The organism is Pedobacter cryoconitis (assembly GCF_001590605.1).
Classification (GTDB): domain Bacteria; phylum Bacteroidota; class Bacteroidia; order Sphingobacteriales; family Sphingobacteriaceae; genus Pedobacter; species Pedobacter cryoconitis_A.
On the sequence record NZ_CP014504.1, the window covers coordinates 5866381 to 5882406 of the forward strand.

Annotated in this window: 14 protein-coding genes and 1 tRNA gene; 4 read left to right on the forward strand and 11 right to left on the reverse strand. The window is 39.0% G+C overall.

The features are described from left to right. Window positions 1–8 precede the first annotated feature (8 nt). The 6 genes from leuC to AY601_RS24845 form a co-directional block, all read right to left on the reverse strand. Window positions 9–1415, reverse strand: coding sequence for a 3-isopropylmalate dehydratase large subunit (gene leuC, locus AY601_RS24820; RefSeq protein WP_068406721.1), 1407 nt, complete (start codon window positions 1413–1415; stop codon window positions 9–11). Between the two features lie 56 nt (window positions 1416–1471). Further along, window positions 1472–2953, reverse strand: a complete 1482-nt coding sequence (gene ilvC / locus AY601_RS24825) for a ketol-acid reductoisomerase (protein WP_068406724.1) — start codon at window positions 2951–2953, stop codon at window positions 1472–1474. A 68-nt stretch (window positions 2954–3021) separates the two neighbouring features. After that, a complete protein-coding gene (gene ilvN / locus AY601_RS24830; RefSeq protein ID WP_068406727.1) occupies window positions 3022–3642 on the reverse strand; it encodes an acetolactate synthase small subunit in 621 nt (206 codons plus the stop codon). A 9-nt stretch (window positions 3643–3651) separates the two neighbouring features. Further along, window positions 3652–5391, reverse strand: a complete 1740-nt coding sequence (gene ilvB, locus AY601_RS24835) for a biosynthetic-type acetolactate synthase large subunit (RefSeq protein WP_068406730.1) — start codon at window positions 5389–5391, stop codon at window positions 3652–3654. A 32-nt stretch (window positions 5392–5423) separates the two neighbouring features. Further along, complete coding sequence (ilvD, locus tag AY601_RS24840) at window positions 5424–7124, reverse strand: dihydroxy-acid dehydratase (RefSeq protein WP_068406733.1); 1701 nt, start codon at window positions 7122–7124, stop codon at window positions 5424–5426. Window positions 7125–7141: 17 nt separating this feature from the next. Beyond that, entirely contained in the window at window positions 7142–8032 is an 891-nt protein-coding gene (locus AY601_RS24845) for a branched-chain amino acid transaminase (protein WP_068406736.1), read from the reverse strand. Between the two features lie 739 nt (window positions 8033–8771). On the opposite strand from AY601_RS24845, the gene AY601_RS24855 reads away from it, so the two are divergent. Further along, window positions 8772–11153, forward strand: coding sequence for an ABC transporter permease (locus AY601_RS24855; RefSeq protein ID WP_068406741.1), 2382 nt, complete (start codon window positions 8772–8774; stop codon window positions 11151–11153). 60 nt (window positions 11154–11213) lie between these two features. Here the strand turns inward: AY601_RS24855 and atpC are convergent, their stop codons facing one another. Continuing rightward, window positions 11214–11456, reverse strand: coding sequence for an ATP synthase F1 subunit epsilon (gene atpC, locus AY601_RS24860; RefSeq protein WP_068406744.1), 243 nt, complete (start codon window positions 11454–11456; stop codon window positions 11214–11216). A gap of 22 nt (window positions 11457–11478) precedes the next feature. Next, complete coding sequence (gene atpD, locus AY601_RS24865; RefSeq protein WP_068406747.1) at window positions 11479–12984, reverse strand: F0F1 ATP synthase subunit beta; 1506 nt, start codon at window positions 12982–12984, stop codon at window positions 11479–11481. 150 nt (window positions 12985–13134) lie between these two features. Between atpD and AY601_RS24870 the strand changes: the two genes are divergently transcribed. The 3 genes from AY601_RS24870 to AY601_RS24880 all read left to right on the forward strand — a co-directional run bounded on the left by AY601_RS24870 (window position 13135) and on the right by AY601_RS24880 (window position 14743). Beyond that, the gene (locus AY601_RS24870) at window positions 13135–14067 is read left to right on the forward strand and encodes an SDR family oxidoreductase (protein ID WP_068407951.1); all 933 of its coding nucleotides are present in this window, start codon (window positions 13135–13137) and stop codon (window positions 14065–14067) included. A 31-nt stretch (window positions 14068–14098) separates the two neighbouring features. After that, window positions 14099–14563 carry a redoxin domain-containing protein gene (locus AY601_RS24875; RefSeq protein WP_068406752.1) on the forward strand — a complete coding sequence of 155 codons (465 nt, stop codon included), beginning with the start codon at window positions 14099–14101 and terminating at the stop codon, window positions 14561–14563. 106 nt (window positions 14564–14669) lie between these two features. After that, window positions 14670–14743, forward strand: a tRNA-Arg gene (locus AY601_RS24880). On the opposite strand, the gene AY601_RS26140 is transcribed toward AY601_RS24880, so the two are convergent. The 3 genes from AY601_RS26140 to AY601_RS26150 are packed head-to-tail and all read right to left on the reverse strand — an operon-like array spanning window position 14702 to window position 15742. Beyond that, on the reverse strand, window positions 14702–15430 hold the full coding sequence (locus AY601_RS26140) for a recombinase family protein (protein ID WP_335340596.1): 729 nt from the start codon (window positions 15428–15430) through the stop codon (window positions 14702–14704). The two genes, AY601_RS24880 and AY601_RS26140, sit on opposite strands and share 42 nt — an antisense overlap. Further along, complete coding sequence (locus AY601_RS26145; RefSeq protein ID WP_068406754.1) at window positions 15312–15572, reverse strand: hypothetical protein; 261 nt, start codon at window positions 15570–15572, stop codon at window positions 15312–15314. Before AY601_RS26145 ends, AY601_RS26140 begins: the two co-directional genes overlap by 119 nt. Then, window positions 15533–15742, reverse strand: coding sequence for a recombinase family protein (locus AY601_RS26150; RefSeq protein WP_335340597.1), 210 nt, complete (start codon window positions 15740–15742; stop codon window positions 15533–15535). The genes AY601_RS26145 and AY601_RS26150 overlap by 40 nt, the downstream gene beginning before the upstream one ends. Window positions 15743–16026 lie beyond the last annotated feature (284 nt).

The following is a 16026-nucleotide window of genomic DNA, read 5'->3' on the forward strand; positions in this document are numbered from 1 at the left end:
GTGTTTTTCTAAGCCTTGGTCAACATTTCTCTTATATCTGTAATTTTTCCTGTAACTGCTGCTGCTGCTGCGGTTAATGGACTTACCAGTAAAGTTCTTGCATCAGGGCCCTGACGGCCTTCAAAGTTTCTGTTTGAAGTAGAAACACAGTATTTTCCAGCAGGTATTTTATCTTCATTCATCCCTAAACAGGCACTACAGCCTGGTTCGCGAAGTTGAAAGCCTGCTTGTTCAAATATCTGGTCAAGACCTTCATTTTTGGCTTGTTGTTCGACTTGTTTTGAGCCTGGAACAATCCATACCGTTACATTTTCTGCTTTTTGTTTTCCTTTTACAAATTCTGCAACTTCACGCAAATCTTCGATGCGGGAATTGGTACAGCTTCCAATAAATACATAGTCAACAGGTTTTCCGATTAAAGAAGAATCATCATCAAATCCCATATAATCCAATGCCTTTTGATAAGATAATTGTTCTTTATCTGGTTGAGAGCTTGTAGATGGAATGTTTTCCCGAATGCCCATACCCATACCCGGATTTGTTCCGTAAGTAATCATTGGGGCAATGTCTTCAGCTTTGAACGTTAATACGCTATCGAATTTAGCATCTGCATCACTGTACAAAGTTTTCCAGTAGGCAAGTGATTTATCCCATTCTGCACTTGCCGGGGCAAATTCTCTGCCTTTGATATAATCAAAAGTAATTTGATCGGGTGCAATTAATCCACCTCTGGCACCCATTTCTATACTCATATTGCAGATCGTCATCCGGGCTTCCATACTTAAAGCCTCAATTGCCGAACCTGCATATTCTATAAAATAACCAGTACCACCCGCGGCTGATATTTTAGAGATAATGTATAAAATAATGTCTTTAGCAGACACGCCTTTTCCTAAAGTACCGTTAACCTCAATTTTCATGGTCTTCGGCTTTTGCTGCAATAAACATTGTGTCGCAAAAACCTGTTCTACTTGTGAGGTACCTATACCGAATGCAATTGCACCAAAAGCGCCGTGTGTAGAAGTATGGCTATCCCCACAAACCATTGTTTTTCCTGGAAGCGTAATTCCCAGTTCAGGGCCAATTACGTGAACGATTCCCTGAAATGGATGTCCCAGGCCATACAATTCGATACCGAATTCTGCACAGTTTTTGGTCAGCATATCAACCTGATAACGAGATAGTTCTTCTTTGATCGGCAGCAACTGATCGATAGTGGGTACATTATGGTCGGCAGTAGCCACAGTTTGCTGCGGACGGAAAACGGGTAAGCCTCTTTTACGCAAGCCATCAAAAGCTTGCGGCGAGGTTACTTCATGGATTAAGTGCGTATCAATATATAGAATATCAGGAAATCCTGTTTCGCTTTTTACAACGTGTGCATCCCATATTTTTTCTACTAATGTTTTTGACATCTTCTGCTTGTTTTATAAACCTCTCAGGCTATTCACCTGAGAGGTTTCTATTATTCTTATGCTGTTTTAATTGATTTCATTGCGGTCATTGCTTTTCTCAGTTCTGCACCGATAGTTTCAACCTGATGTGAACGGATAACTTCATTCACTGCAATCAGTGCTCTGTTATCTACTGAACCATCTTTGCCTTCGTTAAAGTTTTTACCGATCAGCTCAGTATCTACATTTTTCATGAAATCTGCCAGCAAAGGTTTACAAGCATGGTCAAATAAATAGCAACCATACTCTGCGGTATCAGAGATTACTCTGTTCATTTCAAATAATTTTTTACGCGCAATGGTATTGGCAATCAGTGGAGTTTCGTGTAAAGACTCATAGTAGGCAGATTCCGGCTTAATTCCTGCTTCTACCATAGTTTCAAAAGCTAACTCAACACCTGCTCTGATAAAAGCAACCATTAATAAAGCGTTGTCAAAGTATTCTTGTTCTCCGATTTTAACATCACCTGCTGGTGTTTTTTCAAAAGCTGTTTCGCCAGTTGCTGCACGCCATGCCAATAAGTTTTTATCTCCTGCTGCCCAGTCTTCCATCATAGTACGGCTAAATTCACCACTCATGATATCATCCTGATGCTTTTGGAACAATGGACGCATAATTGTTTTCAATTCTTCTGAGATTTCAAAAGCTTTGATTTTTGCCACGTTACTTAATCTGTCCATCATGGCAGTGATCCCACCTTGTTTTAAGGCTTCAGTGATCACTTCAACACCGTATTGAACAAGTTTAGAAGCGTAACCTGCATCTACTCCTTTTTCAACCATTTTATCGAAAGAAAGGATAGAGCCTGTTTGCAATAATCCGCAAAGGATCGTTTGCTCACCCATTAAATCTGATTTCACTTCGGCAACGAAAGATGATTTTAATACACCAGCTCTGTGTCCGCCTGTTCCAACGCAGTATGCTTTTGCTTGTACCAGACCTTTTCCTTCAGGATCATTTTCAGGGTGTACAGCGATCAGGGTTGGTACACCGAAACCTCTTACATATTCTGCCCTTACTTCACTTCCAGGGCATTTAGGAGCCACCATGATTACCGTAATATCTTTACGGATCTGCATGCCTTCTTCTACAATGTTAAAACCATGTGAGTATAATAAAGTAGCGCCTTTTTTCATTAATGGCATAATTGCAGTAACTACTGCAGTATGTTGTTTATCCGGGGTCAGGTTGATGACAACATCAGCTTCAGGAATTAATTCTTCGTAAGTGCCTACAGTGAAATTGTTCTCTGTCGCATTTTTCCAGGAATCTCTTTTACCTTCAATAGCTTCTTTACGCAAGGTATAAGAAACATTTAAACCACTATCTCTTAAGTTTAAACCTTGGTTTAGTCCTTGTGCGCCACAGCCTACAATAACTAGTTTTTTTCCTTTTAATGCGTTTACATCATCCAGGAATTCTGAACTGTCCATGAAATCGCAAACACCTAATTGGTTTAATTTTTCTCTAAGAGGAAGTGTGTTAAAATAATTTGACATCGTTTATTGTTTTTGATTTTAAAGGTTCTTTTAATTGTTTATTGGTTAATTTTTAGGTCCACAATGGATTACATTGTAAATACGTTTTTTTCTTTGTCAAGGAATTCGTTTTCTATCACCTCCTGACCTGGTTCACGACGTTCAAATTCTCTCAGCTTGCTATTGAAGCCTTCGCTGTCTTTGATAATTGCAACGCGTGCACTGCGGACAAACTCAATCAGTCCGTAAGGTTGCAATACTTCGATTAGTTTATCTGTTTCGGTACGGTGACCTGTAGTTTCAAATACCGTGTAATCTTTACGGATCACAACAGCTCTTGCGCCATTTTCACGAAGTAACCGTTCCACGACTACTTTCTCTACAATGGTATCTGTAGGTACTTTATACAAGGCTAATTCCTGCCAGATGATATCCTCATTTGTATTAAAGTATACTTTAAGGACTTCTACTTGTTTTTCAATCTGTCTGGCCAGTTTACTCACTACTTCTTCGGTTTCAGTAATTAAAATATTGAAACGGTGGATGTGTTCAATTTCAGAAGGGGAAACATTCAAACTTTCAATATTGATCTTCCGTCTTGAAAATATAATCGCAATACGGTTAAGTATACCGATCTGATTTTCAGTATATACCGTAATGGTAAATTCTTGTTTAGCATTGGCTAACTCTATATCCTGAGAATTGCTCATAATCGTTAATTATTTAAGTCTGATTTCACTTACACTACAGCCCTGAGGGACCATAGGGAATACATTATGTTCTTTACTTACCATTACTTCTAAAAGGAATGATCCCGGATGCTGCAGCATTTGTTCTAATGAACCAACCAGATCAGCACGTTCAGTAACTTTTTTGCCGGCGATATAATACGATTCAGCAAGTTTGACGAAATCAGGACTGGTAATGTCTACGAATGAGTAACGTTTCTCATTAAATAATTGCTGCCATTGACGAACCATACCCAGGAACTGGTTATTCAGGATCAGAATTTTAACATCTACACCGAATTGCATAATCGTGCCTAATTCCTGTAATGTCATTTGAAATCCTCCGTCACCAATTACTGCAACAACTGTACGGTTTGGTGCGCCAAACTTAGCGCCTATAGCTGCTGGTAAACCAAAGCCCATAGTGCCTAACCCACCACTGGTTACAGTAAGGCGGGTTGCATTCAGTTTCCCGTATCTGCAAGCGACCATCTGGTGCTGGCCTACATCACTTACAATGACTGCTTCACCTTTGGTCAGGATATTCAATTGATGAATAACTTCGCCCATGGTCAGCTCTCCGCTTTGTGGGTTTAATTCTGGTTCAATCAGTTCTTCTTTCTCAATTTTCTCGTAGGCCTTGAATTCTGCTAACCAGCCTGCATGTGTTTTTTCAGTAATCAGCTTTGTTAATAAAGGAAGAGTCTCCTTACAGTCTCCCCAAACGGGTACATCTGCTTTTACGTTTTTATCAATTTCAGCAGGATCTATATCTAAATGGACAACTTTTGCCTGTTTTGCATATTTATCCAGACGGCCGGTTACACGGTCGTCAAAACGCATTCCGATAGCAATCAGGACGTCGCATGAATTGGTTTGTACATTAGGGCCGTAGTTACCGTGCATACCCAGCATTCCTACATTCAATGGATGGTCTGTCGGAATTGCACCTGCACCCAGAATAGTCCAGGCAGCAGGGATACCACTTTTTTCTACAAAAGCTTTGAATTCTTCTTCTGCATTACCTAATGATACGCCTTGTCCAAAAAGGATAAATGGTTTTTTTGCATTATTGATTAAAGCAGCTGCCTGCTCAATATATTCATTTCTGATGATTGGTTTTGGGCGATAGCTCCGGATATGATTACAAGGAACATAGCCTTCGTAATCAAATAATTGCATCTGCGCATTTTTGGTGATATCAATTAATACCGGTCCTGGCCTTCCGCTTCTGGCAATGTAAAATGCTTTGGCTAGTGCAGCAGGAATTTCACTGGCATCTGTTACCTGGTAATTCCATTTAGTAACGGGCGTAGTAATATTAATTACATCAGTTTCCTGAAATGCGTCAGTTCCTAAAAGATGTGCAAATACTTGTCCTGTAATACAAACTAAAGGAGTACTGTCTATTTGTGCATCGGCTAGTCCGGTAACCAGGTTGGTTGCACCAGGACCGCTGGTGGCGAAGACTACGCCGACTTTACCCGAAGTACGGGCAAAACCCTGAGCGGCGTGTGTAGCGCCTTGCTCATGTCTTACTAATATATGGTTTAACTTTTCTTTGTAGTCATAAATAGCATCATAGATAGGCATGATTGCTCCGCCTGGATAACCGAAAATAGTTTCAGTTCCTTCGGCAATTAATCCTTCTAGCAAGGCTACCGAGCCTGTTACCTGCGTGGTCTTTTTAGGTTCTGCCAGCTTGGTCGTTACCTCTTGTGTAGTGTCCATTTTGTTCGCGTTTAAATTGGGGCTTAGGTTAATTAATCAGTGTAAGCATCAGTAACACAGCCTTCGCTCGCATTACTTACTTGTTTCAGATATTTGTAAAGGACGCCGCTTTTGACGGGTGGTGGTAACTGTTTCCATTCGGATCTTCTTTGTGCAAGCTCCTCGTCAGATATATTTAATTGCAGTGTATTGTTTACTGCATCTATCGTGATCATATCGTTATCTCTAACTAACCCGATATTTCCTCCATCCCAGGCTTCTGGTGTAATATGACCTACTACAAAACCATGTGTACCTCCCGAAAAGCGTCCGTCTGTAATCAATGCCACTGATTTACCTAAGCCTGCACCAATAATTGCAGAAGTTGGTTTAAGCATTTCCGGCATTCCTGGTGCTCCTTTTGGACCAACATTGGTAATGACAACTACATCACCGCGTTGTACTTTTCCACTTTGAATTCCTGCAATCAATTTTTGCTCACCCTCAAATACACGGGCAGGGCCTTCAAATTTCTCTCCTTCTTTACCGCTGATTTTAGCTACTGCACCTTTTTCAGCCAGGTTTCCATAAAGCATTTGTAAGTGACCGGTTGTTTTTAACGGACTGGTTACCGGGAAAATGATTTTCTGTTTGTCGAAATCAAGGTCTGCTGCTCCTGCTACGTTTTCTGCTATGGTTTTACCAGTAACAGTCATACAATCTCCGTGGATCAATCCAACTTTCAGCAAGTATTTTAAAACGGCTGGTATACCACCTATTTCATGAACATCTTCCATTAAATATTGACCGCTTGGTTTTAAATCGGCCAAAACAGGTGTATTATCACTGATATTTTGGAAATCTTCTAATTTCAAACTTAAGCCTACAGATTTTGCCATAGCGATTAAATGCAGTACAGCGTTTGTCGATCCGCCTAATACCATTACAGTTACGATCGCATTGTGAAATGCTTTGTCAGTCATAATATCTGAAGGAAGAATGTTTTGCTCTAACAAGATTCTGATTGCTTTTCCTGCACGGAAACATTCGTCTTTTTTCTCCTCACTTAGTGCTGGATAAGATGAACTGTAAGGCAAACTCATTCCTAAAGCTTCAATTGCTGAGGCCATGGTATTCGCGGTATACATCCCGCCACAAGCCCCCGCGCCGGGACAGGTATGACGGATGATACCCTGATAATCTTCTTCTGATAAGTTACCAGCTAATTTTTCTCCCAGTGCTTCAAAAGCAGAGACTATGTTTAGTGATTTTCCTTTGTATTTTCCTGAATGGATACTACCACCGTAAACCATAATAGAAGGTCTGTTCAAGCGCCCCATAGCCATGATTGAACCTGGCATGTTTTTATCACAGCCCGGAATAGTGATCAGGCCGTCATAGTATTGTCCGCCACAGATTGTTTCAATAGAGTCTGCAATTACATCTCTGGAAACCAGTGAATAACGCATCCCGTCTGTACCATTTGACATTCCATCACTGACACCAATCGTACCGAAGGTCAAACCGACCATATCATTTTTCCACACGCCATCTTTAACAATTTTAGCCAAATCATTTAAGTGCATATTACAGGTGTTTCCATCATAACCCATGCTGGCAATACCCACCTGTGCTTTTTGCATATCTTCTGTGGTCAAACCAATACCATACAACATTGCTTGTGCACCTGGTTGAGTAGGATCTTGTGTGAAAACTTTGCTGTAGCGGTTCAATTCTGGTGATTCTTGTGACATCTTATCTTTTTATAGGTTTATATGATTACTTCGTAGTTTTGTTTCTCTAATACTAATGCTTTATAGGTGCGCTGTATGGTTGCTCCTAATGTTTCTGTCCATATTGCAGGAAAAACTGCTTCATCTACAGAGGCGATACCGATAACCTCCGCTGCTGTTCCGCAGAAGAAAGCGCTGTCTGCATTTTTCAGGTCGTCTGCTGATAAGTGTTTTTCGATACATTCTATATCAAGTGTTTTACATAATCTGATCACAGTTGCCCTGGTAATTCCTGCAAGGATATTTCCTAGTGGGGGAGTATATAGTTTGCCATTTTTCTCAATGAAAATATTAGCTCCTGGTGCCTCAGCAATATTATTGTTCATATCCAGTAAAATAGCTTCATCAAAACCTTTACCTTTTGCTTCTGTAGTAGCCAATATTGAATTGATGTAGTGTCCGCTGGCTTTAGCTTCTACATGGGTAGATTTAGGATTTGGTCTCTGGTAGCTGGAAATGCAAACTTTCTGTAATTGTGTTCCAAGATATGCTCCCCATTCCCAGGCACAGATCATAATCGAAACTTCTGTTGCCGGTGATAAGGTCATATTAGGCGCGCAATATACTAAAGGACGGATATAGGCGTCTTTTAATTTATTCTTTTCCAGTAGTTTATAGGTCTGTTTGATCAGGTCGTTAATATCGTATGGAAATGGAATGTGCATCAGTTCAGCAGAACGCTTCAAACGTTCATAGTGCTCTTTAGCTTTAAATATTCTGGTTCCGTTATGTGTGTTGTACGCACGGATACCTTCAAACACTGCATAGCCGTAATGTAAAGATTGGCTATACAAGCTTGTCTTGGCTTCCGGGGCTTTGATAAACTTCCCGTCTAGGTAAAGTACTGTGGCTGAATCGTAGTATTGCATTTTTTTTTGGTTTCGGTGGTTTGGTTTTGCTCTTACTAAAAAAGCGCCTCTGTTGGGAGGCGCTTTCGGATATTTTTTTAGGTTAAATATTCATTTACAGCGCCTTACTCTCCTGAAGAATCAGCAGAATAATTAGGTTAATAATGACATTAATTTGCGCTTTGAATAAACCTTGCATTTTGTTGTGTTTTAGGTTTGCTTTATATAAATACAATTTAGTTTTTGCTTTACAGACTGTCAATAGCAGAATGAAAATAAATGAAAAAAAATATAATGTATAAAATAGGTTATAATTCAATATAAAATTTTGCATGAAATAGGATTAACCTTTCTAAAACTGGTGTCTATTATACCAAATATGATATCGGTATTCGGTATAGGTTTTATGCTTGCATTATAATTTTTGATAAATTCTGCTTAAAATGGTTGGAAGTCTTAAAAAATTTGAAAAAATTGGGTTAAGAACCTTAGCGAAAATTATGTCTGAAACAGGATTATAGATCAAAGGTAATTTGGAAGACCTTGAATAATGCTGTCGGCTAAAAGGAAGAACCAAGTTAAATACATACCTGAAAAAGAGTTACTGTACATAATCGAACATAATTGTTCGATTATGTACAGTAACTCTTTTATTTTTAATTAAAATGCTGATTGTTAGGTGGTTTATTCTGTGTTTTGAGTCTGGCATAAAGTTAGCATCTTCCGATTTTAACTGATATCTTAACCTTAGTAAACTGACATGTATAAACTTACCCTGAAAATCGCCTGGCGGAATCTATGGAAGAATAAGGTTTTTTCGCTGATCAATATTGGCGGACTGGCCATCGGGCTCGCCAGTTGTTTGCTGTTGTTGTTATATGTGAATTACGAATGGAGCTTCGATAAGCAGTTTAAAAATATTGACCGGATATATGCTGTTTATGAAAATGACCGGATGAGTGATAAGGTGACAACGAACCGTAGTTATTGTACACCCAGTCAGCTTGCAGCTACTGCCAGACAAACTATACCAGGAATTGAATATACGTGTCGTTTAGCAGAGAGTGGAGGACTTTTCAGGTATAAGGAGAACAGCTTCAATAAAAAGATCATTTATACTGATCCTTCTTTTCTCCAGTTGTTCGATTACGAATTTATCAAAGGAAATCCTGCAACAGCTTTAACAGCGCCTTCCTCTATATTGCTTACAGAAGAAACGGCCAGGGTGTTTTTTGGAGATGAAGACCCTGTAGGTAAGACCATAAAATTTGATAACCGTGTCCCGCTAGTCGTTACTGCGGTTATTAAGAAATTATCAGCGAATCAAAGTTATCAGTTTGATATGCTGGTGCCCTGGTCTTTACTGGAAAAGGAGCGACCTTATTTTACACGTATGGATTGGAGTGATGGAGCATTGAATACGCTCATTCAATTGAAAGATAAAAGTTCATTTACGGCTGCGGATGCACAAATGAGAAAGATATTTACGCAGAAGCAGAATGGAGATAAATACATTGAGTTTTTTCTTTTCCCGTTTGAGAAAAATCATTTATATAACTCTTTTGAAAATGGAAAGCTGATTGGCGGGAGTATTGACCAGGTGAGGTTATATTTAATGCTGGCTGGGTGCGTGTTGTTTATTGGCTGTATAAATTATATGAATCTTTCTACTGCGCGTTCTGAAAAAAGAGCCAGGGAGGTAGGTGTTCGTAAAACGTTGGGATCATCCAGAAAGGCAATAGCATGGCAGTTCTTAATAGAATCTTTATTGTTATCTTTTTTGGCAATGGTACTCGCATTTATGCTGCTGGAAATCTCATTACCCTATTTTAATAATCTTTTGGGTATTCATATCGCTGTTAATTATCATTCTTATGGTATATGGGTGGCACTGACGCTGCTGATTATCATTACAGGCTTGCTTGCGGGAAGCTATCCTTCATTTTATTTGTCTTCATTTATCCCTGTTAAAGTATTGAAAGGATTCAGAGGAGCTGGCAAGACTTCCTTGCCTATGCGTAAAGTATTGGTGGTTCTTCAGTTTGGTTTTTCTATTTGCATGATTGTGTGTGCAATAGTTGTTTATAATCAGATGCAGTACATGAATACTAAGCCTTTAGGGTTTAATAAAGATAATCTGGTTCAGTTATGGCGGTCCGGATCTTTGAGGGATAATCATAAACTGGATCTTTTTAAAGCAGAATTGATAAAATCCGGCGCTATAGTTGCGGCGACAGAAACCTCGAATGGGGTGACAAATAATTCGGTGAGTACGGAGAAAATAGGATGGCCTGGCCAACAGAAGAATGAACAGATAAAGATGCAGCTCCATTTTTCTGGTTATGATTTTACGCAAACTATTGGTTCTGAAATACTCTTTGGGCGTGATTTTAACCGTGCTTTTGCTAGCGATTCTTTAGCTGTTGTGCTGAATGAAACTGCAGTGAAAACAATGAATCTTAAAAATCCAATTGGTGCTCAAATCAGCAATGGTGATTGGGGTCAGACCTTTACAGTTATTGGTGTAATGAAGGATTACATCTATTCCTCTTTAGGAACAAAGGTGGAGCCTGTATTATATTTTTATACGGAAAAAGATAATGCTAATATGCTCGTACTGCGTCTTAATCCAGCGGCCAATATAACCCAGTCTATAGAAAAGATAAAGGCATTGAGTCAGAAGCTTAATCCCGATTATCCTTTTGAGATGACTTTTGTTAATCAGCAAATGGCAGAAAAGCTCCATGATGAAAAGGTTTTAAGTATGCTCTCCAATGTGTTTGGTGGTTTCGCTATTTTTATTTCCTGCCTTGGTTTACTTGGCTTAGCGCTATATATGGCAGAGCAGCGAAGTAAAGAAATCAGTATCCGTAAAGTGTTAGGAGCGGATATGAAAAATATACTGATTCTTTTGAACAAGGATTTTATTAAACTGGTGATTATCTCCAACTTGATTTCGATTCCTGTGGCCTATATCCTGGCAGTTAAATGGTTGCAAAAATATGATTATAAGATAGAAATCAGTTACGGGCCTTTTTTAACGGCATTGATATTATCAGTAATGATTGCAGTACTGTCTGTTAGTCTGCAAACTTTCAAGGTGGCGAAGGCAAACCCTGCGGACGCATTAAAGTATGAATAGCGCATAAAAAAAGAGAGTGCTCTTTTGAAGCACTCTCTTTTGATAATTTATGATTAAATATTAAGCTACACCCTCAGCTAAAACAATAATCTTGTTCTTTAAAACCTCTACAACGCCACCTTTAATAATAAAGGTTTGTTCATCAGTTTTGCTTTTAATAATTACTGGTCCATCTTCTAAAGTTGAAATAATAGGAGCATGGTCTCTCAAAATTTGAAAAGATCCCATGGTACCTGGTACAGTAACTGCTGTAACTTCGCCTTCGAAGACTTTTTTATCTGGTGTTAATATTTCTAATGTCATATGTTGAGTGTATACGCTTTAATTAAGCGTTTGCTTCAGCTAATAGTTTCTTTCCTTTTTCAATTGCATCATCGATGCCACCTACTAAGTTAAATGCAGCTTCAGGGTATTCATCAACTTCACCATCCATAATCATGTTGAATGCTTTGATGGTTTCTTTAATGTCAACCAATACACCTTTTAAGCCTGTAAATTGCTCAGCTACGTGGAAAGGTTGTGATAAGAAACGTTGAACACGACGTGCACGGTGAACGATTAATTTATCTTCTTCAGATAACTCGTCCATACCTAAGATCGCAATGATATCCTGTAACTCTTTGTAACGTTGTAAAATTTCTTTCACACGTTGCGCAGTGTTATAGTGCTCATCTCCTAAAATAGCTGGAGAAAGGATACGTGATGTAGAATCCAGTGGATCTACAGCAGGGTAAATACCTAGCTCAGAAATTTTACGTGATAATACTGTTGTTGCATCTAAGTGGGCAAACGTTGTAGCCGGAGCCGGGTCAGTTAAATCATCCGCAGGTACATAAACTGCTTGTACGGAAGTAATTGATCCACGTTTAGTTGAAGTAATACGTTCTTGCATTAATCCCATCTCTGTTGCCAGCGTTGGTTGGTAACCTACTGCAGAAGGCATACGGCCTAATAGTGCTGATACTTCAGAACCAGCCTGAGTGAAACGGAAGATGTTATCAACAAAGAAAAGAATATCTTTTCCAGCGCCTTCGCCATCACCATCACGGAAGTATTCAGCTACAGTTAATCCTGATAAAGCTACACGTGCACGTGCTCCAGGAGGCTCGTTCATTTGACCGAATACCAATGTTGCTTTTGATTCTTTTAATTTCTCTGTATCAACTTTGCTTAAGTCCCATCCACCTTTTTCCATGGAATGAAGGAACTCATCACCATAGTTAATTACACCAGATTCAATGAACTCACGCAAAAGGTCATTTCCTTCACGTGTACGCTCACCAACACCTGCGAATACTGATAAACCAGCATATGCTTTCGCAATATTGTTTACCAATTCCATGATTAATACAGTTTTACCTACACCTGCACCACCAAATAATCCGATTTTACCACCTTTAACGTAAGGCTCTAATAAATCGATTACTTTGATACCTGTATAAAGTACTTCTGATTCTGTTGACAGTTCGTCGAAACGTGGAGGGGCGTTGTGAATAGATTTACCACCAGTTTTATCAACTGCGTTAATTCCATCAATAGCTTCACCTACAACATTGAATAAACGACCCTTGATTTGATCACCAATAGGCATTTTGATAGGAGAGCCAGTATCTACTGCGGCCATTCCACGTACTAAACCATCAGTCGAGTCCATTGCAATTGCACGGACACGGTCTTCACCAAGATGTTGTTGAACTTCTAAAACGATCTTCTGTCCGTTTTCTTTTTCAATCTCTAATGCAGAGAAGATTTGAGGTAAATGAGCATCGTCAGCAAAACTCACGTCTACTACCGGTCCTATAATCTGCGCTATTTTTCCAATGTTAGGCATATATTGTTTTTGGTAAAATTATAAATATCAAATTGTTAAAGGCCGTTTTAAAGGCTTCAATTCGGTTTGCAAAGCTAAGGATTTTCGATATAATTTTTGTATATAAATAAAAAGTTTTTCCACAGTTTTTTTATCAATAATTTAGTAGGCATGAAAACAGTATTAGTTACAGGCAGCAATGGGCTTCTCGGACAGAAAATTACCTCCGCAATATTGTCGGGAAAGCAGTTTAATCTGGTCGCAACTTCGAAGGGTAAAAATCGTTTTAAGATTACTCAGGGCTATGCCTATGCAGAAATGGATATTCTTGATCCTGTGAATGTCAGAGAAGTTTTAGGTCGTTATAAGCCTGATGCAATCATTCACACTGCAGCACTAACAAATGTTGATAAATGTGAGACGGAAAAAGAGCTGGCTTATGCACTTAATGTGGAAGCGGTAAAAACGTTAATTACGATTTGTGAAGAATATACGATACAGTTGGTTCATTTGTCTACGGATTTTATCTTTGATGGGTTAAATGGCCCGTATCTTGAATCGGATACCCCAAACCCTTTAAGCTATTATGGAAAGACAAAGTTAGAGGCGGAGGAACTGATAAAAAAGGCTTCTTGTAAATGGGCTATTCTGCGCACGATTATTGTCTATGGTATTATCAGTGATGAGAGCAGAAGTAATATTGTATTATGGGCTAAGGGCGCGCTGGAGAAAGGAACTCCTATCAACGTAGTAAATGATCAGTGGAGAATGCCGACTCTTGCAGAAGACCTGGCAGATGCCTGCCTTTTAGTAGTAGAAAAAGATGCACATGGTATATTTAATATTTCTGGGAAGGATATGATGGGTATTTCAGAATTGGTATTCAAAGTTGCTGATTTCTGGAATTTAAATAAGGAACTGATTACAGAGATTAGTGCAGCCTCTCTTAATCAGTCGGCACCAAGACCAGTAAAGACTGGTTTTATATTAGATAAGGCTATTCATGAGCTCGGTTATGCACCACGTAGTTTTGAGCAGGGACTGGTTTTACTGGACGAACAATTGAAAGAAAGAGAACGGCTGACTGAACAGGAAGCGAAATAAATAATTATACATACAACTAACATATATTAAAATGGGATTACAAATAGGCGATCAGGCTCCGGATTTTAAATTATTCAGCTCCGATTTAAAAGAAACATCATTAGCTGATTTTAAAGGAAAGAAATTAGTATTACAGTTTTTCCCAATGGCTTTTACTGGTACATGCACTACTCAGCTTTGTACAATGAGGGATAGTTTCGGTTTTTACCAGGGAATGAATGCTGAGGTATTAGGTATTTCTGTGGATTCACCTTTTACATTGGCTAAATTTAAAGAGGAACAGTTCTACCAGTTCCCTTTATTGTCAGATTTTAACAAAGAAACTTCTACTGCTTACCAGTCAATTTATGAGGAATTCGTCTATAATTTGAAAGGTGTATCCAAGAGAGCTGCTTTTGTGATCGATGAAGAAGGAAAAATTATTTATGCTGAAGTTTTAGAATCGGCAGGTGATCTTCCTGATTTCGATGCAATTAAGAAAGTTGTAGAGGGGTAATAAGGGTAGGAAGCTATATTTATTTGAATATTTATTTGAAAAAAGTTTTGAATTTCAAATAGAAATACTACTTTTGCAATCCCAAAGCGATACAGAATTGGGAATTGCATTTGTAGCTCAATTGGATAGAGCATCTCACTACGGATGAGAAGGTTTGGGGTTCGAATCCCTACAAGTGCACCTTACCGGAGTAAAATCTTTCAAAGATTTTGCTCCGGTTTTTTTATGCCCTAACTTCTTGTTAATCTGAAAGATAAGCTGGGCCGCTTCATTCACCTCAGGGGTTCGATGTAATTCGCCATCAAAAACCCATTTTTCAGGATAGACCGAACCCACGATTGCCCTCTTTATATCAGAATCTGTGTTTATATAGAATTCAGACAGGTTTTTAAGATTTTCTACTGCTAAAGTGGCCAAACCATCAATATCGAGGTCTTCCTCAACCTTTCTTTTGCGGAGTTCCAATATTTGCTGAACTCTGTAGAAAAGACTTTCTGAGATCAGGGGTGTATGCTGGCCATCTGCAAGGTAAGCCTCTTCATCCTTAAATTCTGGAATGGATACTTTACCGATGTAAGCGGGGTTGGTAATGAGATGCCAAAAACTGGTACGGCTGCATTTCAGGCCTCTTTCACATGCTTTCATCCAGACATGTTCTGTAGAGAGTGCCCCTTCAGCGATCTGTTGAAAAGCCCATTTCATATAGCTGGCCTGCGGTTCGTGAATGGCAATGTATTTTTTGCCGTATTCAGTGATCTTGTTTTTGTACCCTACTGGTGCCAGTCCCATCCAGCGGCCTTCCTTTTTCGCCCGGCGCATACCATAGGTGACATTTAATGCTCTTCGTTCGTTCTCTACTTCCGGCATAGACAGGTATACAGCCAGAATGGTCTTGCTCAGGAACACTTAGGTCTAAGTGCTGTTCAATGGCTATAGGTTCAATCTGATAATCTACGGTCAGGGTACGGATCATTTGATAAGCATCAGCTCTGCCAGTAATTTTATCCATTCGGGGCGGTTAAAGGTTTTGGCGGAATAATCTTCAAAAATGATCTTTTTGACATCAATATCATTTTTCGCACAGTGGATTTGCAGGCGTTCCGCCTGGTCTCTTTGTGAAAAACCTTTGTCAGCCTGTTCGTCGGTACTTACCCTGATATATAAACATGCTTTTTTTATGCAATTTCTCCTTTCATTTTTAGTTTTAAATTCGTTTTATCTGAACTGGTCCCGTGGTGTTTTTTTGTCGGACATTTTTTTATCTAAATGCCTGTTAATGAACTGTTCGGCTGATAATTTAGCGAATAAAGAAAATACAAAATAAGATATACACTTTCCGGGCTAATATCTGTATCAAACTTGTACAAACGATTTAACTGCTTTTTGACTGGTTATATTTCGCCTGCCAGTTGGGATGAAATTTTTCATAATACCAATACTCAGGCATTCAAAAATTAAAACTA